This is a genomic window from Paracoccus sp. 228, assembly GCF_000967825.1.
Classification (GTDB): Bacteria; Pseudomonadota; Alphaproteobacteria; order Rhodobacterales; family Rhodobacteraceae; genus Paracoccus; species Paracoccus marcusii.
The window spans coordinates 39,594-59,105 of the sequence record NZ_JYGY01000009.1 but is presented as its reverse complement, the minus strand read 5'-3'; the positions used below and the strand labels follow the sequence as shown (position 1 = coordinate 59,105).

19 protein-coding genes and 1 pseudogene are annotated in these 19,512 nt (G+C 54.1%); 9 read left to right on the top strand and 11 right to left on the bottom strand.

The genetic code is table 11. The annotated features are described in order from the left end of the window. Positions 1–68: 68 nt before the first annotated feature. The 5 genes from SY26_RS21405 to SY26_RS19160 all read right to left on the bottom strand — a co-directional run bounded on the left by SY26_RS21405 (position 69) and on the right by SY26_RS19160 (position 3,821). Positions 69–398 carry a hypothetical protein gene (locus SY26_RS21405; RefSeq protein ID WP_139599726.1) on the bottom strand — a complete coding sequence of 110 codons (330 nt, stop codon included), beginning with the start codon at positions 396–398 and terminating at the stop codon, positions 69–71. Between the two features lie 870 nt (positions 399–1,268). Then, positions 1,269–2,063 (bottom strand): helix-turn-helix domain-containing protein, encoded by a 795-nt coding sequence (locus tag SY26_RS20785; protein WP_198143236.1) that lies wholly within the window; start codon positions 2,061–2,063, stop codon positions 1,269–1,271. 279 nt (positions 2,064–2,342) lie between these two features. Further along, on the bottom strand, positions 2,343–2,897 hold the full coding sequence (locus SY26_RS21400) for a hypothetical protein (RefSeq protein WP_139599727.1): 555 nt from the start codon (positions 2,895–2,897) through the stop codon (positions 2,343–2,345). Between the two features lie 67 nt (positions 2,898–2,964). Further along, positions 2,965–3,252 (bottom strand): hypothetical protein, encoded by a 288-nt coding sequence (locus tag SY26_RS19165; RefSeq protein ID WP_127899896.1) that lies wholly within the window; start codon positions 3,250–3,252, stop codon positions 2,965–2,967. Continuing rightward, the gene (locus tag SY26_RS19160) at positions 3,249–3,821 is read right to left on the bottom strand and encodes a recombinase family protein (protein WP_198143235.1); all 573 of its coding nucleotides are present in this window, start codon (positions 3,819–3,821) and stop codon (positions 3,249–3,251) included. The genes SY26_RS19165 and SY26_RS19160 overlap by 4 nt, the downstream gene beginning before the upstream one ends. A gap of 670 nt (positions 3,822–4,491) precedes the next feature. On the opposite strand from SY26_RS19160, the gene SY26_RS20780 reads away from it, so the two are divergent. Both SY26_RS20780 and SY26_RS19150 read left to right on the top strand, forming a co-directional pair. Further along, positions 4,492–5,058, top strand: coding sequence for a T4SS efffector SepA family protein (locus SY26_RS20780; protein ID WP_084693964.1), 567 nt, complete (start codon positions 4,492–4,494; stop codon positions 5,056–5,058). Between the two features lie 224 nt (positions 5,059–5,282). After that, positions 5,283–5,930 carry a hypothetical protein gene (locus SY26_RS19150; protein ID WP_232303422.1) on the top strand — a complete coding sequence of 216 codons (648 nt, stop codon included), beginning with the start codon at positions 5,283–5,285 and terminating at the stop codon, positions 5,928–5,930. A 228-nt stretch (positions 5,931–6,158) separates the two neighbouring features. Here the strand turns inward: SY26_RS19150 and SY26_RS19145 are convergent, their stop codons facing one another. Genes SY26_RS19145 through SY26_RS21395 form a run of 3 tightly spaced genes read right to left on the bottom strand, consistent with a single transcriptional unit; the run spans position 6,159 to position 7,224 of the window. Then, positions 6,159–6,653: a transposase gene (locus tag SY26_RS19145; RefSeq protein ID WP_198143233.1), complete on the bottom strand. Its 495-nt coding sequence runs from the start codon at positions 6,651–6,653 to the stop codon at positions 6,159–6,161. Positions 6,654–6,706: 53 nt separating this feature from the next. After that, positions 6,707–6,895, bottom strand: a complete 189-nt coding sequence (locus SY26_RS19140; RefSeq protein ID WP_157020551.1) for a transposase — start codon at positions 6,893–6,895, stop codon at positions 6,707–6,709. A gap of 35 nt (positions 6,896–6,930) precedes the next feature. Then, positions 6,931–7,224 (bottom strand): hypothetical protein, encoded by a 294-nt coding sequence (locus SY26_RS21395; RefSeq protein ID WP_157020550.1) that lies wholly within the window; start codon positions 7,222–7,224, stop codon positions 6,931–6,933. Here SY26_RS21395 and SY26_RS19130 point away from each other — a divergent pair. The 5 genes from SY26_RS19130 (at position 7,223) to SY26_RS21385 (ending at position 12,005) form a co-directional block, all read left to right on the top strand. After that, the gene (locus SY26_RS19130; protein WP_012112698.1) at positions 7,223–8,578 is read left to right on the top strand and encodes an IS1380-like element ISPme1 family transposase; all 1,356 of its coding nucleotides are present in this window, start codon (positions 7,223–7,225) and stop codon (positions 8,576–8,578) included. The genes SY26_RS21395 and SY26_RS19130 overlap by 2 nt on opposite strands. 284 nt (positions 8,579–8,862) lie before the next feature. Then, the gene (gene adhP, locus SY26_RS19125; RefSeq protein ID WP_046001884.1) at positions 8,863–9,897 is read left to right on the top strand and encodes an alcohol dehydrogenase AdhP; all 1,035 of its coding nucleotides are present in this window, start codon (positions 8,863–8,865) and stop codon (positions 9,895–9,897) included. Positions 9,898–10,029: 132 nt separating this feature from the next. Beyond that, a complete protein-coding gene (locus tag SY26_RS20225; RefSeq protein WP_046001883.1) occupies positions 10,030–10,335 on the top strand; it encodes a single-stranded DNA-binding protein in 306 nt (101 codons plus the stop codon). Between the two features lie 408 nt (positions 10,336–10,743). Then, complete coding sequence (locus tag SY26_RS21390; RefSeq protein WP_157020549.1) at positions 10,744–11,178, top strand: hypothetical protein; 435 nt, start codon at positions 10,744–10,746, stop codon at positions 11,176–11,178. 2 nt (positions 11,179–11,180) lie between these two features. After that, positions 11,181–12,005, top strand: a complete 825-nt coding sequence (locus SY26_RS21385) for a hypothetical protein (RefSeq protein ID WP_157020548.1) — start codon at positions 11,181–11,183, stop codon at positions 12,003–12,005. Between the two features lie 536 nt (positions 12,006–12,541). On the opposite strand, the gene SY26_RS21380 is transcribed toward SY26_RS21385, so the two are convergent. After that, positions 12,542–14,869: a DEAD/DEAH box helicase family protein gene (locus SY26_RS21380; RefSeq protein WP_046001882.1), complete on the bottom strand. Its 2,328-nt coding sequence runs from the start codon at positions 14,867–14,869 to the stop codon at positions 12,542–12,544. Between the two features lie 5 nt (positions 14,870–14,874). Beyond that, a complete protein-coding gene (locus tag SY26_RS20765; protein WP_084693963.1) occupies positions 14,875–16,893 on the bottom strand; it encodes a site-specific DNA-methyltransferase in 2,019 nt (672 codons plus the stop codon). Between the two features lie 117 nt (positions 16,894–17,010). On the opposite strand from SY26_RS20765, the pseudogene SY26_RS19110 reads away from it, so the two are divergent. After that, positions 17,011–17,514: pseudogene (locus SY26_RS19110) on the top strand (transposase); the annotation flags it as partial. Positions 17,515–17,578: 64 nt separating this feature from the next. Here the strand turns inward: SY26_RS19110 and SY26_RS19105 are convergent. Then, positions 17,579–18,475, bottom strand: a complete 897-nt coding sequence (locus tag SY26_RS19105; protein ID WP_046001881.1) for a GIY-YIG nuclease family protein — start codon at positions 18,473–18,475, stop codon at positions 17,579–17,581. A 192-nt stretch (positions 18,476–18,667) separates the two neighbouring features. Between SY26_RS19105 and SY26_RS19100 the strand changes: the two genes are divergently transcribed. After that, a complete protein-coding gene (locus SY26_RS19100; protein WP_157020547.1) occupies positions 18,668–19,243 on the top strand; it encodes a hypothetical protein in 576 nt (191 codons plus the stop codon). The last annotated feature ends 269 nt before the right edge of the window (positions 19,244–19,512 follow it).

The following is a 19,512-nucleotide window of genomic DNA, read 5'->3' as shown; positions in this document are numbered from 1 at the left end:
CCTGCGGCGTCAAGGACGGATGAGAAAAGTTAGCTCCTAAGCCTGACTTGGGCTCTCATTCCGGACATTCAGGCTCCCTGCGTGGACTTGATGACAAGCCCGATGGATTCTCCAGCATAGTTCGCACCCATCATGAAGCCAGCAGCCCATGTCCTGATGCGGTTGTGGGCCTCGATAGGGTTATGGCTTTCATCCTCGGACAGCAGAAGTTCATAGACTGGAACCGGATTTTCCCCCTCCCTCGTGCTGCACAGGCTGAGCCTGATAACACTGTCTGCCTCTGTTTCCTGTCCGCGATCTTGCAGTTCTGCAGCGGTCAGATGCTCCAGAACCAGAAAGCCTTTTGTACCTGGTGGGGGCAGGAGGTCGAATAGCAGCTTTAGGTTCTCTTTCATCATCAGTTCCGTCACGACAGGTTGCGGCCTAGCCAGCACAATTATGAGCGGCGGATGAGGTAAGGTATTCCTGACCTAAATGTAAAGCTATTGCCAAAAACAACCATAAATTTATCACTGACTGTAACGGATACAGCTACAGGTATGCTAAATAATAGCATACTATAGGCGTATGTCTTGGAAAGATCACCTGACGCCGATTGAGCGGAATGAGCTTCTTGAAGCCGAACATCGCAAGATGGAGGTTATAGAAGCCTACAATGCGATCTGGCGCAGGTTGAAAACCCGGTGCGATGCTCGGAAAAGGCGGCACGGAAGCAAGAGCGAGGACGATGACAATGACGCATGTTCATCATCATGATACCCAAACGGTCGCGTCTCGCTTTTGCGGGCACTGCGGCACGGAGGTCAGTGGAGGCTACACGGTCTGTGCGGCGTGCGGCGCCAACTACCGTCGCAAGGGACGGGGCCTTTATATTGGCATCCTCTTGGGCGTCCTTGGCGTCCAGGCGCTCGTTACAGGTGAATGGGAAGGCGCCGTTGTCCTGCTTGGCGTAGGATTTTTGTTGATCCGTCACGCCCGCCAGCGTGCTTGGTATCGCAGAAACGCCTAACGATGCTCTCCCTTTGCATCGTTCTGAATCAGTCTGATCCACACATGCACGGCTGAAAAACTCGCCTACTACGCTCTCATGGCATGAAACGGCCTTGTAACGCTGTTCGGCTTCTACACGCTTATTTCTCCAGCCATGCAACATCGCACCAAGAACTCCGGTCGAGGCATTATCTGTAACGGTCATGCTTCTACTGCGCATATCATGGGGATCGGTGCTGCTCTAAGCACGCGGCTTGATATGACACGGGCTGTCGGTACTAGCTCGCAGCATAAGAATAAGAGGTAGCTTGGGATTCAGTCCGCTTAGCGGACTCGCGTAAATCAATGGATTTTCCCAGCTGTGCGAGAGCTTTTCCAAGAGGCGAGTCACCACACTGGAAGGTGGCGTAGCTACTAAGATCCAATGTTGCTTTGAACTCTGCCTCCATGGCGCTGCGATCAGCTTGCTCGCGTCCCTCATCCTCGGGCAAAGCTGGACGGCTTGCCCAACGTCCCAAAAGCGCCAGGGCGCGTTTAGGTGCCAACATGCGATAGGCATTGCTGACCTGCTTGACCTGCGGCCCACGCCCTTGATTTGGGGTCGGCTCGAACCGGCGCAGCCAGTCCAGAAAGCCATGATCGCGCAACGCCTTCATGGCGCGAACAACCGCGTCACGCGACCGCTTCAGCTTTCCGGTGATCCAGTCAAGTGAAGGGTCCAGTCGGCCTGTCTTGAAGCTTACAAGGTTGGCGAAAAGGGTCAGAAGCTCCAGTGCCACGCCACCCAAGGGGCCATTGCGCCGACCGGGTTTTTTGCCTTCCAGCTCATAGCGTTGCGCAGCACGGAGGATTTTCTGAACCTCCTGACGCGACGTGCCATGCCAGAAAGATGCTTCGCACGATCCTACCCGCCGAGAGTTGCGACGAATTGGGGTGCCGCCTGCTGCACGGTCGTCGGCGCATGCGCCTGAAATCACGCCCCCAAGGCGTTTGAAAAAAGTGCCGCCTGTCGCGGCTGTAGTCGTAGACATATCCTGCTCCTCGAATTCAAGAAGCGCGGTGTCCGCAGGCAAGTCTCATCCGCTCGCACAGATGCGCTTTTGCTCTTGATTTTCGGGGACGGGGAGATAACTATAGCAGGTGAACAAGTGCTAATTCAGGTCGCCAAACCTGTGTTATCAACCTTAAGCCCCCTCGTGCGGACCCCCGCGCGGGGGGTTTTGCTTTTGGGCCGGTCTTTTATCTGATTCTGCTCGTCCCTTTCCCGTTTGCGGGCATTTTGCCGATCACCTTACGCATGCAAGGGGTTAGCGGCAATTCTTTGTGTAGCCGTCGGCGGCTCTCTACACGCATCAGTATCTGACCCACTCGGTGGTATACGCACCGGTATGGTCCTGCATCCGCAAGAGGATGGCCCGGAAGTTACCAAATTCTGAGCTAAAGGCATTGCCTGTATGCGTGGTTACCGCAGCACTGACCCAGCTCGGGACATTGCTTTGTGCCTGCCGGACAAAGTCACCCTCGCGATTGTAGAAATTGCGGATCGCGGTTGTAGAGACTTCACGGCCACCACTGCCACTTTGGCTTCGCTTAGAAAGCTCCCAAACCTCAACGGCATCACGATACTGCCGTATTTCTGGGGTGAGACCGTCTGAGCCCAGATTAGGAACAGGTACTGACCCGCCGCCGCTCATCGGACAGTTCCAGAGCTGCAACGGCGGCTCAATCGGCCACGGCGTCACTCGTCGGATCACCTCGACCTGGGCGGCTGTGCATTCAGCTGACGGAGGAAACCCACCGGCCATGCACAAGAGGATCGCGCAGTCGATGGGGTAAGCATCCGCTATCGGCGCTGACGCCAGAGAGGCCGACGCGAAAGCTGCTGCAGCTAGGTATTTCAGTCGCATCACAGACCTCCGTTCGAGCGAGCTACCATAGGCAAACGACAGGTTACAACATAAATGAAATGTTTAATCATTCAACAATGTTTCCAGCTATCGCGCTTTTGTATCGTTCATGCCACCGGTTGCCCTGTTGGATTATGTCGGCCTGAGACTGCTGCAAACACAGCAAATAGGCATTCAGGTCGTTGAAATAACGGTCATACTCGTCCCTGACAGATAGACCGTAATGGGTGAGTGCCTGTGCGTCCTCGATGGGATCATTCGGCGTTACACACAGATGAAGCACCTGCTGCATTGAGGGTTCAAGGCCCGGCGCAGTCATCTGAGCAAGCGCAAGGATCGCCAATGATGCGATCATTTTGAGGCGTCCAATTTCAGTGCGATGGCACGCATAAGGGTAGCACGGCTAACTCCAAGTGCCTTCGCTGCTTGAGCCTGTGTCATTTTCTTTGAGGCCAGCCAGTCTTGGGCCTGACGTATCTGTGCCGGGGTCAAAAGGCGTTTGCGCCCGAACTGGCTGCCTCGGCTTCGCGCGGCTTCAAGGCCAGCTTTTGTTCGCTCCGCAATCAGATCTCGCTCAAACTGAGCAATCATCGCAAAGACGTGGAAGATCATTCTGCCCTGCGGGGTCGTCGTGTCGATCAATTCGTTCAGCGATCGGAGGCTGATGTCTCGGTCAGAAAGATTATTTGCTATCGCGATCAGCTCTTTAACGCTGCGCGCGAGCCGATCCAGGCGCCAGACAACCAGCGTATCGTTAGGAGAAAGCTTCGCCAAAAGGTTCTGCAGTTGCGGCCGGCCATTCTCATTTGCCCCGCTGCCCACCTCAGACACGATGTAGTCACACCCGGCCGCCTCAAGGGCATCGTTCTGTAGACGATGATCTTGGCCGCTTGTCGATACTCGGGAATAGCCAACTGTCGCCACGTGTGGCCTCATCAATGCTGCAGAAGTCACCCCATACTGGGCATGTCGCAAAACTCGCTTATTTGACGGATTTTGCAACACGTTTGGCGTTGCTGCATCAACGATCGTTTTTGAACATGGCTGGCATGTGGGTAGAAGGGAGGGCATCCATTGATCCGCGATAGGTCTCTTAGGCCGGGGGTCTGGGCGGATTCGACTGTCCAAGAAAGCAGAATGGCTTTTTGGTCAGGCAGATTGGTTAATTTTGCGTTTGTGCTTGACTCGGCATCGGCGGGCTAGACTTGCCCTCCAAGTGAGGCAATTTGCTTCACTGGCTTGCCAGCTTGCCTCAAAGTGAACTGTTGAGAGTCGGCGCAGCATCGTAATGAACAGCCCAAAGTCCCAGATGCTGTGGAGTGCACGAACAGCAGCGTTTGATGTGCCGGTTAAGACCATGGCAGAAATTGGTATGATTTTGCCATGGGTCGCAAGTTTTTCAACGATTTTGGCCGAGCCTCGCGAGGTGATGAAACCGCCCGCTTTGACCTCTGTACGTAAATCTATTGCCTTTTACCGCAAGCATAAGTTCGAACTTCCAATAAAATATAGAGGATATGTAACATCAAACCTTGCATCGAATCGCCCCATATGATGTTACATATCCTCTATAAGGCGGCGATAGGAGAAAGCCATGATGCCCGTAGTCAGGATCAACGATGCAACTTTTGCAGATATCAGCACGCTCAAGACTTGGTTCGGGACCAAGTCGCCGAGCGAAACCATCGACCACATTGTTAAGGAAGCGATGGATCAACTTGGAATCGAACGCGATGATGAAATGAAGAGTGCAACCGCTACCTTAACAGATGGTGCTCTGGTATTTGATACCGCACCCAGCCTCACTTTCACCAAGCCAATAAAAGCAACAATCAATGGCAAGCCAATCCAGAATCCCAACTGGGCGTCAATTCTGCATGTGATGATCGCACAGGTTAAAGCTAAAGGGATTGAGGGTGAAAAACTGGTCCGAGAACTGGGCGTTCCTTCCAAGGCTGCCAGCTACGACGATGACGGCTATAGGTACTTCCCCGAACTGGGCATCTCCGTGCAGGGACAGTCCGCAGCAGATGTTTGGAAGGAAGTTGATCGGCTCGCTAAAAAGTGGCGAGTCCCGGTTAACGTCGAATTCTCTTGGAGACATAACCCCAAGGCTCAACATCCCGGCAAGGTGGGCATCCTTCGGTCAGGAAGCTCTTAAACTCGGGGCAGGGGGGTTGCTGATACTGCACCCGCAGCGTCAATGTAAAAGAAAAAACGCATACGTTTCTGATCGTTTGCGTCCGCCCCATAGCGCTCGAACGTCCTCTTCCTTTATCCCTCTTACACCCCTCTCATCGCTCTCTTATATCCTTCTTGACTATTCATCAGTAGGGGAGCATAGGCCTGAAAGGAAGACTAAGGGAGGTGAGAGAAGTGACTAACGTGTCAGCGACGCTCGAGAAAGTCAGCATTAGGAAATGGCTCTTTGAACTGGCGATAGAGGCGCTTGAGGCGGATGACTGGAAAGTCGAGAAGATCCCCGGCTCTGGAAAGTCGAGCATTCGCAAAATCACTAAGGACGGAATTGAGCGGGTCGCAACCATTCGAACTTCGCAAGACACCTGGATTGCCTTTCCGCGAACGGATGATGGCTCAGCGTGGGCAACTTTGGAGGATGCAGACGTCGTAATCGCGAGTTCGGTCAACGATAAAGAAAATCCAAAGTTTGGCCAAGTGCACATCATTGAAGCCGACGATATGCGAGCTCGTTTTGATCGTCTCTACAAGGCGCGTCAGGAGGCAGGGCACACCCTTCCAATCGGACGCGGTGTTTGGATTTCTCTCTATGGCCGAGAGGTTTCTGACCCAGTGTACTATGTTGGCGCAGGAGCCGGACTTGCCAACCCACCTTTGCTCAAACGTAAGCTACTCGACATGGAGAGTGATAAGTCGGAACTTGTAGCTGCAGAGAGCGAGCCAAAGGTACCAGAGAGTAACGCAGGGTCGCTAACTATTGCTGAAGCTAAACGCCGCCTAGCGGCCACGTTTGGCGTTCGAGAAGACGACATCAGCATCACCGTCAACGGCTAATCTGAGCTACTCCCCAACTCTTGGACAGATTTCCGGCAGCTTTAAGCTACTCTGCACCTGCTGATCGGTTTCGATGGTGTTGAAGTAGACCACGGCGGGTGGTTGACCGCCAAGGGCGGCGTGAGGCCACTGGTGGTTGTAGAAGGTGATCCAGGCCCCGATGCCAGCCTTAGCCTAAGAGCCGGTCTCCCAAGCGTGCAGGTAGAGGCATTCATAATTCAGGGACCGCTAGAGGCGTTCGATGAAGATGTTGTCGATGCACCGGCCCTTGCCATCCATCGAGATCCGGGTGCCGACCCGTTTCAGGCGGTCGGTCCAGGCGAAGGACGTGAACTGCGATCCCTGATCGGAGTTCATGATCTCGGGCGGGCCGAACTTGTGGATCGCCTCGTTCAGGGCCTCGCGCAGGATCTCGGCCTCAAGCGTCTTGCGGCCGAGATGCCGTTCAAGTTCGCGGATGCGATCCTCGAGCTGCCGCACGACCTTGTTGCTGGTGATGTCATCATCCTCGGTCACGGCGACACTCCCCCCTTCGAGCATGAGCCTTCGCCAACGATACAGCAGGTTGGGTGCAACGCCATTGCGCCGCGCAACGATGGAAATGCTGGCGTGATCCTCYAGCGTCTCCTCGACGATCCGCAGCTTTTCGGCAGCAGTCCAGCGGCGCCGACGACCGCCATCGGTGATGATCTCAATCTCAGACATAAGCACGTGCTCAGGCATATACCTAAGCCTCCATGGCTATGCCCAAATGTCCGGTCGAAAAGGGGGCCAGTTCAAGCCGTCTTGCCGCCCCGCTCGAAGATGTCAGCAGCACCATAGAGCAGAGACTTCTTCCACTGATGGATCATCGTCGGATGCACGCCATATTCGGCGGCCAACTCAGACACCTTGCGCTCGCCCTTCAAGGCTTCCAGCGCAACACGGGCCTTGAATCCCGTGTCATGGTTCCTGCGTTTATTCATGTCCTGATCTCCTCGCTCTTGAAGACCAGCAGACGTCAGATCGTAGCTTCCGTCACTGTCCGATTTTCGGGGAGTAGCTCAGTCGATGCGGTTTCATGAGCCAATATGATAATGATAACAGGGATGCGTGCGCCGCAGTGGTCCAAGATAGGGTGATCTTCGCTGATCAACAAGAAGGCCGTTACATGGCGGTTGCTTAGCACCACCTTGGCTACCATAAGGAGACGTCTTTGCCCACATTCTCCAAGTAAGTCGCTGATTTCGCTGTCGTAATCGTGATATTTCGCATATAAATCATGGCGTTGACGGCTGCGAGGGGCGCGTTTCATGGATCACCTGGAGGGTGCGGGCTTGGCGCGGGGAGATCGGGTTGATTTCGACCGCCGTGTGCGTCTGGAGTTCCGTGGTGCGCAGATCAGTTCAGACGGTGGCCTGCTGGTGATGCGCGAGCTTGATGACGTGCTCGGCCTGTCCAATCTGGCGTCGGAGGCGCTGCGAGACAGCCGCACCGGGAAGAACACGCTCCATCGGCTTGACGGATTGTTCCGGCAATCGGTGTTCGGACGACTGGCCGGATACGAGGATGTGAACGATGCCGACCGCTTGGCCCTCGATCCCGTGATGCGTCAGGTCGTTGGCGGCAGGGCCGTCGAGGCGCAAGCTGCTTCGGCATCGCAGATGGGACGGTTCGAGACCGAGACGCTGGCTCTGGCCGCGAACCGGGCGGCGCTGGCCGATCTGAACGGCCAATGGATCGACCGGTTTCATGACCGCAACGGGTTGAAATACATCGTGCTGGACATGGACAGCTCGGTCAGCCCCACCCACGGCGATCAGGAAGGTGCTGCCTGGAACGGGCATTTCGACTGCACCTGCTATCACCCCATCTTCTTGTTCAACCAGTTTGGCATGCTGGAGCGCTGCGCCCTGCGTAACGGCAATGTCCACAGCGCCGATGGCTGGCGGGATGTCCTTGATCCCGTCATTGCCCGATATGCTGGCCGCGACCTTGGTGGACGCTTCTTCCGGGCCGACGCTGCCTACGCGATCCCCGCGATCTATATGCGGCTGGAAGAAGCCAGGTTCTTCTACGCCATCCGTCTGCCCGCCAACGCCGTCTTGCGCGAGAAGATCGCGCATCGGCTGACACGGCCCGTGGGACGGCCTTCGCTGACCAAGGTCAAACGGTTCTTCGAGGACTTCGAGTATCAGGCGGCGTCCTGGGACAAGCCGCGCCGCGTCATCGCCAAGATCGAATGGCATCCGGGCGAGCTGTTCCCCAAAGTCGGCTTCATCGTCACCAACCTGCCGATGGAGCCAGACTGGGTGGTGAGGTTCTACAACCAGCGCGGCACCGCAGAGCAGCACATCAAGGAAGGCAAATATGCCTTTCGCTGGACGCGGCTGTCATGCCGGAAGTTCCGGCACAACGAGGTGCGGCTGCAACTGCACGCGCTGGCCTACAACCTGGCAACCTTCCTGCGCTGCATCGAACTGCCCGAGGCCATGGCGGACTGGTCGTTGACCAGCCTGCAACTCAAGCTGATCAAGATCGGCGCCCGCGTCGTCCGCCACGCCCGCGCCATTACCTTCCAGTTGGCCGAGGTCGCCGTCACCGGCCCGATGGTGCGGGCCGTCCTTGCCGCCATCCGCCGTCTTCGAACGCCTCCGTCATGCGCATGACCACGATCCATGCCCAAGCTGAACGAAAGCGGCAGGACAGGTCCGTCTGCCGCGCGGAAAAGCGGCTCTGCCGGGCCAGAATGCTGCGGGTTCGAGGCTTGATCCACCCGACTTCGGCCGTTTGCGCGACGACAGACACCGCTCGGGGCGAAAAACGCTTGCCCAGCGAGCAAAATCAGGCGATCTTGAAGTCAAGCGGCAGGCCACTTGGGGAATGTCGGACCAAGAACATGCTGGTCAGCTACAACCCCAACAAACTTGGTTTTTTCTAGGGAGGAAAAAAGATGACCAAGACAATGAAAGCAGCCGTTGTCCGCGAATTCGGGGCACCACTTCAGATCGAAGAGGTCCCCATCCCGGAAGTCGAGCCGGGCATGATCCAGGTCGCCATCCACGCGTCCGGCGTATGCCATACCGATCTGCACGCCGCCGAGGGCGACTGGCCGGTCAAGCCTCAGCCGCCCTTCATTCCCGGACATGAAGGCGTGGGATACGTCTCTGCTGTTGGCAAGGGCGTGACTAATGTGAAAGAGGGTGACCGCGTCGGCGTGCCATGGCTCTACACCGCGTGCGGACATTGCCGGCACTGCCTCGGCGGGTGGGAGACGCTCTGCAAGAGCCAGAAGAACACTGGCTATTCCGTGAATGGCGGTTTTGCCGAATTCGTGCTCGCCGACCCCAACTATATCGGCCACCTTCCCGATAACGTCGGCTTCAACGAAATCGCTCCGGTGCTCTGCGCGGGTGTGACGGTCTACAAGGGTCTGAGGATGACCGACACCAGGCCGGGCGACACCGTGGCCATTTCGGGGATCGGCGGTCTGGGTCATATGGCGGTGCAATACGCCGTCGCGATGGGGCTGAACGTTGTGGCCGTCGATATCGACGATGCCAAGCTCGAGCTTGCCCGGCGCCTTGGGGCCAAGGTGACCGTGAACGCCCGGACCGAGGACGATCCGGCTGCCAGGGTGGTGAAGGAAACCGGCGGCGGGGTTCAGGGCGTCCTCGTCACCGCCGTCGGCGAAAAGGCATTCGAGCAGGCCATCGGCATGGTTGATCGCGGCGGCACGGTTGCGCTGAATGGTCTTCCCCCGGGTAATTTCCCGCTCAACATCTTCGGGATGGTGCTCAACGGCGTGACGGTGCGCGGCTCGATCGTCGGGACGCGGCTTGATTTGCAGGAATCGCTCGCGTTCGCCAGTGATGGCAGGGTGAAGGCCACGATCGAAACAGCACCCCTGGACGAGATCAACGCGATCCTTGACCGGATGAGGAGCGGCAAGATCGAAGGCCGGATGGTCCTTGACCTCACCAGCTGATCTTGCGTTGCGGTCGGCCTTCATGTTTCCGGGCCGACCGCAAGTCACGCGACGCCTTCGGTTCGATATAGTTACAACGTTTCTGCTTGCGAGAAGGCTGCGAATGCCTCTTACACCCACGCCAAATTCAGCATCCAAGGCTACGTCGGCGCTATCCGTGAAGTTGGCAAGACCCTGAAAATCCGCATCAGCACCAAGGAAAGCTGGAAGGACCGGGAGACCGGCGAGCGGCGGGATCGCGAATCCTGGAACACCGTCACCATGTTCGAGCGCACGCCCGGCTTCGCCTATATCAAGGAAAACCTGCGCAAAGGCGACCTGGTGACGGCCGAGGGCAGGATCTCTGAAACCAGCTACGACAAGGACGGTCAGGCCGTTTACGAAACGAGCCTAGCAGCCGATCTGGTCGCCATCATCCCCACGGGCAAGGGCGAGTAATCGCCCGGCAGAACAGGGGGCTGCGGCCCCCTGACGAAAAAGGAATCAAACCTTTAGGGTTGGTAGCTCGCTGATCCTCGTGGTGTAACGCGGCTTTGACGCCCTATCAGGTAAGCTACACGGAACGTGGCGACCTTAGGCCGGCTAATAGACGGAATTTACAAAAGGTGCTTTTATTATGGAGCTAAACACCTTGACGTTGATGAGCTGTTCAGCATCAACTGACGGCGTATAGAAACGCAGAGCGATCATCGACTCTATCGAAGCATTCTTCTATGCAAAAGTCGTGACTACACAGGATCCATTGCTCGGAAATTGTAGGTAGTTCCTTCCTGAAACAGGAGCTAATACTCAAATTTGTATACAATAGGGATTGAAAAACTTGCTGAGCTTTAGGAATGCGAAAACATGACCACTTCAATAAATGATGTTCCGGGCTTTAAAGATTTCCTGCGAAAACGCGCGCAGGAAACTTGGGACGAAAGAGGTATTCCTTATTACTTAAGCCTTGTGGCGACAGATTTGAAACGTATGGGCGTGGATTATCGCACGTTCACCGGGCCACTTCGACTTGTGCAATGGGTATCAAGAGAAGCCATACCAGGAACTAAGCTCATTGCCCATCCAACAATTAAGGCCAAGGTGGGGCTTATTCCTGCGGATGTTGACTATGACTTTTTGAGTGAGCCGACGGTTGACCAAGCTTCTTGTCGACAGCGCCCAAGTGGCCAGAGAGGACAAGAATTGGTGAAATTTATCGAATCGCTTGCTGCAATGCCAGAAGTGGCTTCCGCCGAGCTGATGGTTCCCGCAAAGGTTCTTATTGCACTCCTCAGAAGCTAATTATGCTCATCGTAGTATTCGTGACCGCTGAAGCGGCAGTAATTGAAGCTATTACAGCAAAAAAAATTTCTCTTGTACCCCCTGACTTGCGCGCAGGGGGTTATGCAGCGCTTGGCGTTGATGAGGTAGTGCTGACCGCATTTGACACAAAGATTAGCAACAATATTAACGATTTTCTAAATTGGCTGAATTGGGAGAATGCGTCGGGAATTGTTGTCATTACAGATGATAGCATGCCCAGACTGGTCGAACTGCTTGGTGACCACTTCAGCGTCCATCGGTTTGACGCCCCGTTATATGGCAAAAATATTGATAATTTTCTCACTTCGGTGCTGACACGGTGTTTACGCGCCTTCCGCTTTTTTGCAACACGCTTTACTGATAAAAAATACCAGCAGATATTTCGGCTACCTCTTAGTAATTTTAATGCCCATGAGATTATTACGATGCGTGAAATCTGTCGCGACATGACGCGTCGCAACTACGGACGCGAAATAGACGCTCTCCTCAGGGAGATGCGTAAGCGGCAAAAGCCTAAAAAAGCTTCCGACTATCCTGACATCTATCTTGTGGATGACGAGGATAAGCATTTTAAGATAGGGCCGGAGCGCCATGCACAGGCCGACACAAGCATGCCACCACATAATGTACTATGTATTGTTTCAAATAACATGCGCTTTGGTCACAAATTTGACGGAGCGACGCATTACAATGTCAGTCGCAATAAAGACGCATCTATGAGGGGTAACTATACAGACTGTCATGGAAACGTCCGGGAGCATCGCAAAGACTCCCATATCAATATGTTCACTAATGACTTCTTCTGAAAGTGGCATCAGGAAGTACAGTGTATCTCCCTAAGATGCATCTACGAGGCACTCTCACCGAAAGCGGTCTGAGTGGATCAAGGGTTAACCCTAATTTTTCGACTCATCCGTACGATCGCTTGGCGCTTTCAGGCTCGCGGCTCTCAAAGCACATGTAGGCTCAATAGATAGCCGTATACTTATGTATCTTACCCCTAGAAGTCAATCATAAACCGAAACGTCATCTGTCGGGTCATAGTAGAAGATGAAGCACAGAGGTCTCCAAAGCGCATTTGCAAGCATATAACACTCAGATTAGTACCGTTAGGCACGCTTTCGAGTGTAGTTCTGCTTTGCCATTTTCAGCCGGCTGGAATGGGGCCCAGGGCACAATAGTTGAGGTTGCGCTCAGTCTTCACCCTGCGTGTGACGACCCGCTCACGCAAGGCCCGAACCTTACAGCCAGGCTCTTCGCTCTTCTTCTCTCGATATCGGTGCGTTAAGCTAAATATACGGAGTGCCCGCCGCCAGCGCAGCAGGGACTAAATAGTTCCAGATTAGTCAAGCTTGATGGCCGCTTCTGCCGCGGCCTTTACCGTATCGAAGAAGGCTCCGTTTGCCCGGCCATTCCTCCACGTCCAGACTGTATATCCATTAGCCCGTCTAGTCTGCAGTACTCCTCCAGAAAGCTCTTGATGCCCTTCAGAAATTAGCCGCAGTGCGATACGCCGGCCGGTTGACGGACCATCTATCTCAAACAGCTTTGATGCCGCGGCATCAGTTAAGAGGTGTGTGCCCTTTGTATCGACCGCCACGATCCCCTTATCTACCCATACTAAAAAATCCGGAAAATATGCTTTGCCTTCATTGAGCAGCGGGATGTGGTATCCACCGGCAGAGGGGTTCCTAGCCCAAACGCGTTGTGTCTTGTCTAGCGCGCGGGCGAAATCTAGTTCGAAATTATTTAAGCCGCTGTACCGCTCATGGAGGGAGCGCTTGAACACCTCACCGCCTTCCGGGTCTACAGCTATAGGACCTACTACATAGGGGTGGCTATCGTCATCTTGAAAAATAATTGAGTGCTGCTTGTAGGCTTGTACTACATCACGGGCCTTCGATCGAATGTGCTCCGCTGCCGGGCTGCTGGCCTCTATCGGTGCATCGAATTTCGGGTCCTCGATATCTACTAAGTTGATTGGCCCACCTGTACGTTGCAGAGCACCAGGATAGTTGCGCTGAATCTCCCTGCGGAAGACGTGACGGGCCAATACTCGGTTACTATGCTCAGCTTCCACCCATTCATACGAGGCATCTGTATCCTCGCCTATGAGTTGAAGAACCTGCATCCGGCTGCCTTGGCCCACTGTGTTGCTACCGCCCTCGCGGAAGTCCATCATGCCTTCCACGATACCTTTGATCGGTTCTAGCGCATCGCTGCTCTCGATCGCTACCTTAGGTACAGTTTTCGAGGGGTCGGGATCTAGACTATCCTTCTTGCCACGGCTTTTCTCATCACGGACCACTATCGCAATGGAAGGATGTTTCGAGATCAGATCAGCCCTAATCTCGCGCAGGATATCATCAAACACCCTCTTCTCGTCTGTCCGAATATGAAAATGCGCAGTGTTGAGGATAGGGTCGTTGTAATGTTTAGCGCCAGGTTGGCGCAACACACGCCCAATTACCTGCGTGATCTGGCGAGCAGAAGCCATCTCCTTGTCAATGTAAGCGAAGGAAGCGGCCGGATCATCCCACCCCTCCTGAAGTCCTAGATTGAATATGATGTGTTCATAGTCGCCCTCAATGAAGTTTGCATAGTCTTTTTCCGCACCGTCGAAGAGCTGCATGTTCTGAGGTTTAGGATATTCCTTTGAAAATTTTAGCTGACAATATACAGCTATTTTATCTGGATCGATTTTCGCCACTTCAACTAAGTGGCGCCAGATTAGGATAGGGCGGGCCTGCCGCAACGCAAGGGGGCGCTTTATGTCCTCTGAAGTAAGCATGCCGTCGACGGTGTTCGTTGAGCAGACGTATATGGCTTTTGGAGTGTAAGGCAGATTAAGGGAAGTTGCTGACGTTTGTGCGGCGGCCAGATCAGAAAGCATATTGTCCAGCGCGGTTTCCATCGGAGTCATGTATCCGTCAATGGATATTCTCTCCTTCACCAGCTGGGCATCAACCACTTCGGGGCTTGAAACGGCCGTAGAAAAGTCTGCATCCGACCACTTCCGATCGTTCCGAAGTCGATTAATTATACCATTTAGCCCCTGCGGCAGCGACATAGTTGCACTTGCTACAATCAGCGCATCTGGAGAAAGCTCCAGAAGTCGCTCTGTCTGTAAATTAGATAGGTTATGGCCCTCATCATAGATGATGATCAGCGGCCTCTTAAGGCCCCTCTCTGTGCGCCTCTTCTTTAGCAAGTCCCAGAGGGATTCTTCGGCAAGGTCAAGCTGTGCGCGGTAGACTTTCCGTTCTTCGCTTGCCCCATCTTCGACTGCAAATTTGCCGACCGTCGCAAGTAGGAGAAGCGGCACCTCTGAACTGCTCAGGTTTTCTGCAGCCACCTCAAGGAGCGGTAGGACGCGAAACCCGGGTAAATTTTCAGCATATTTCCCTACTGATAGGTTCTCAAAAGTTTGCGAGACTACTACTCGGCCCTTTGAAATCCAAAGGACAACCGGAGGGAGGGGTAGTGCCTCTGCGATGCGCTCTACTACCTCTGCCAGCATAAGCGTCTTGCCGCTTCCCGTGATAGCGATCAACGTTTGAAGAAACGGCACCGGGGTAATTCGATCTACCATCAACGGATTGGACATATAATTTACGAAGCGCTGTGCAATCTGCTCCGCGGCAAAGCTCTGGAATGCTACTGGATCCATGTAATCTATTCTTCGTTAGAATTGTTGAAGTTATCGTTATCGGTCAAACCGAGATCTGCAAGGATCTTATCCGGGATCTTCCAGAATCTGACATTTGAAGATTGAAACAACTCGTAACGCGCATAGACATGGAACGGCGGTTCGAGCCCTGCTTTTTTGGCTTCTCCCAAAACTCTCTTGTAGGTGTCTCTGTTTAAAGAACCCACTGGACCGCCATTGTCCCAGATTAAGAAATATCCCTCTCCTGCAGAATCTTTACCGATAAGATATTGGTAATCAATTCCATCAATCCGGGTGACGCTAGGTGCGGAACGCTTATGTGTCTCCCAATGTGAAGTCAGCACTACGTCGATCAGTTCGTCTCGTTGCATTTCCAAAACGGCCTTGGCGTCGATGGCCTTCGTAAGTAACCGGTATTCGAAGCCCCCTCCCAAGGGCTCAGCCGTTTTGCCATTCGGGCGTTCGCCCGTTACTGCGTTTTTTAGACGTTGCCAAGTTAACGTCCGAGCATATTTATCCCCGTTCTCAGGCGCGCCTTGTTCAATAAGAATAAAGCGTCGGTCTGATCCAACTTCATGGTTAAGTTCTAAGACTGCATGTCCAGTAGTGCCTGATCCCGCATAAGGGTCCAAAACAAGTCCGCTCCACGGCGCCCAAAGCTGAATGATCTTCTTTATAAGCTTCAGTGGTTTTACAGTCTGGAAGCCATGTCCCTTCCCATAAATAGCATCTAGCTCATTTATTCCTGCTTGCGAGTGGCCGGATACGGCATGCCTCCAGGATACAGATCCGATCTCCACCGGTTCCGGAATGTCCTCGTATTGCTCATCAGCCCAAAACGTCCATGGGATTCGCCCTTGGGAGATAAGCTCAAGGTGTCGCTTGATTGCCGGTCGGCCAGCGCCCGGGTTTCCTGAACGGTCATCAGAGAAAACCAATTTTGGCAATGGTTTTTCACCCTGATTACCAGCATCAAGAATGCGCTTAGCTTTTTCTTGGGCAGCTATAACCGCCTTGTCGCCTTTAGGGTCATAACCGCTTAACGCAACAGTGCTACCTTTTAAGATCAGAGCTCTTCCGCGGCCGTCTCCCAGATCCTTTTCCATATAACTGGAACCCCATTGCTCAAGCATGCTTTGGAACTCTGCCTTGGTGTACCCAGACCAATGTCGGGTAGGGATGCTGACAGTTCCCGCAAAGTCATGCTCTGTCTCCGGATAATGCAAGCGGCCAGTGAACGGGGACTGCATAGCGTAGATAGTCCGGTCCCGCTTGTCTTTAGCGGCAAGATCCCCAGGCCTCCAAGGGCCGTCCGGATCATTATCGCCATTGGTGAAACGCGCATTAGCGGCCTCGTCGCGATCTAACTTAGAGGTGCGCGCGAGCCCTTGATCTTTGGCGTAAATAAGAACGTACTCTGTAGCGCTGGCGACGTGGTTAGCCTTTTTTGGAGAATATGTCTTTTGCCAATTGAGGATGGCAAGACGGTTCTTTTCCCCGAAGACTTCATCCATCATCATACCTAGATGGTAGAGCTCATTGTCATCAATGCAGATCGCAATCACACCTGACGGTCGCAACATGGCCTTCATAATCTGTAGGCGAGGCATCATTGCCTTTATCCATTTCGTATGCCGCGAGCCGTCGTCTGCAGAAACAATTGTGCCTAGGTCTGGATCGTTAGGGTCGTTATCCCAACGATCATTGTAGCGGAAATATTGCCCGGTATTATAGGGGGGGTCAGTTACGATCAGGTCAACTTGACCACGATATTTATAAAGCGTGACCATCGCTTGAAGGTTCTCACCTTCTATCAGCATATTTTTAGCCTGACCTTCTGGCGACCCTACATTCAGCTTTGGCTCCCTCCGGGTCTGACGAGCTTTGACCTGCTTCGCAATCTGCATAGCGGACCGCTTTCCGTGAAAGCTGAGCGCCACTCCGCTGGTCATCATCCCCCGAGCAAGGCGCTCAAGCTCCTCACGGCTAAGCTTTGAAAGCTCCGCGTCAACATTAAATTCCATGACCAGCCCCTACTTAATTAGCAGAATGTTCACTAAACGTTCTGACCATTCTTAGTTGAAAGGTATAGGGAGCGAAACCAAAATTGCACCCTTAAAGCGACCAGATCATAGACATATGGTTTTGATCGATCAGGCTATGTCGTTATGCAAAGGAAGATCAAACGTCTCTCAGTGCAGAAACCGTTCAGCATGCTTCCACGGTGCATTGTCGGGATGGCGGCCTGCCTCAGTGCCTATTTCGTCAGCCACACCTTGCGTGGGATGGGTTTCGAGCCGCGGATCATCCCTGCGATCTACGTGAAGCCTCTCAACGAAGGCCAGAAGAACGACTACAACGATGCCGAGGCCATCGCCGAAGCCGCCCTGCGCCCAAACCTTATAGCCGTCCGGAAAAGAACCAAAACTAGCTCGATCTGCAAGCGCTGCATCGTGTGCGTTCAAGGCTGGTGTCGTGGCGTACCGCCACCGTCAAACCAGATCCGCGCCTGCCTGATCGGACAGGGGATCGCGGTGCTGACGGGCCTTCGTGCATCAAACACTTCGTTCGATGCGATGCTCGAGCAGCGTCAGGACGAGATATCGCCCCGTATACGCGGGGTTCTAACCAGCCTTCGAGACGACTGACACTGGCTGGACTAGCGTATCGACCCACTCTTCGACGTATCAAGGAGGTCATTATACGATGTTAACCCAATGAAGCAGTTTTGGCTTTAATACTGAGCTTGCTAAGATGGCTCAGAACATCGCCTTCTTTCAAGCCAACGAAGATCTCTTGGTTATCTTCGGTCCGGCAATTAGCAAAAACTGTTCCTAGATGTTTTTCGACCTCGATGGCTTCCTCAACGGAGCCGATGGGCTGATTGACGCGGAGTTCCCACTGGGCTTCGCGTCGGAGTCGATACTTGTTGAACTCCTGGACACGGGCATATCCGTTCTGGGCATGCCCTATCTTGAAGATGTTGCTGCCTTTGCCGAGTTCGGCGGCATAGATGAAGTAGAGCGCGTCCGGGTCCGGCGTAACGGTGTATTGGTTTCGGGCGAAGGGGTGTTTCTGCGCGAGTAACTTCATTCGGGCGCGCAAGGTCATGTTAGAAGGCATTATAATTTCGAGCGGTTTGCCGTTGCTGTGGATGAGATCACGAATGCTCCCGGAAAGTTCGCCCTCTACCCGCTGAATTGATGTGATCGCGCGTTGGCTGTGGGTCTGGTTGGTGTATCCCGGAAGGTCCTTGAAACGCGGGGCGTTCTCAATAAACCAGACGCGGAACGCATGCATCGCGTATGGCCATCGGTATTGGCCAGCCTCGTCGAGATCCCAGCTGTTCGCGACACCGATGCCATAGGACGTCGTATCCGCGCTAATGTGGCTGATTTGCCAGGCGACGACGACACGACCCTTGATATCTTCGGGGATAATGACATCGGGATTGCCCGGATTGGTACTGGCGACCCCGATCACCAAGTCTCCTTCCTTGGATGATCTCAATGCCAACGTCCTGTTGGCCTTGGACGTGAAGATCACCGGGCGGCCGGCCATCGGATCGGTGCCCCAAACATAGGTGTAGAAGATATCCGGGGCCATGCTTGATCTCCCAGAGAATGTTGAAACGGCATTGAGATGATGCAGGAAGCTTGGCCTGTACCGCAAGTCCGCTCTCTGTTCTTGGTGACAGTTGAGGCACAGTCCGTCGACCTGCCCTCATGGTATTGACGAAACTGCATGACTACGCAATATGTGCAGTTAATCTGGGATAGGGGAATAGGGGAGATGTCGATGTCGCATTTCGAGAGTTATGGCCGGAGCGAGACGGGCAGGCAGCTTTCAGAGATCGTGTCGATGTCTGAGATGATCGCAGAGTATGTGGCGATGAGCCGGATCGGGAAGCCGGCTGTCCAGGCAATAGCCTCCGACGTCGCTGAAGTGATCGAAGGCCTGCCAGGGAAGACTGAGCGGGACCTCGCGAACCAGTTTGTAGGCTGGCAAGTGGGTCAAATCATGCGTGGTTTGGGATACAAGATCATCAACAAGCGAGGCCGGGTGAATAACGCGCCGTTCAAGACGGGAGCCGTATGGTCTTCGAAACCGGATGTGGAAGTCAGGCGATCACCGATTGAAGGGGTGCCGCGCAGGATCGAGGTCAAGGTATCTGTCGAAGTGGACGGACATGCCGTTGCGAGCATCGACGCTGTCGATGTCGCTCGTGACAGGATAGGGAAGGTGCGCCACATCCTGCATCATAACATTCCTGCGCAGGAGGCGCTGGAAAAGGCCAAGACTTATGCAGAGCGGCATGGATATAGATACGTGCATGTCCTGGGGGAGGTGCATGCGCTGTCGGTCAAAGATTAGTTTGCACTTGTCGTCATCGATGTTCCGTCTCTACACCAAAACCCAGTTGGTCCCGACACTCTAGTCCTGTGATGTGGTTATTCTAGATAATCTCTCCCACCACAAATGCCCTGCCGCTGCAGCATCCTGCACTATGGCTGCGGGTCGGCACTGAGCCGAACGCTCACACTACATGTGCATTAGTTGTGGGCGGCTTAAACGTCGCCATAGGCCCTACCTTGGTCGGTCGGTAGCGTAGCAGTAGCGGCATCTATTTGGTGCAGGAAAGT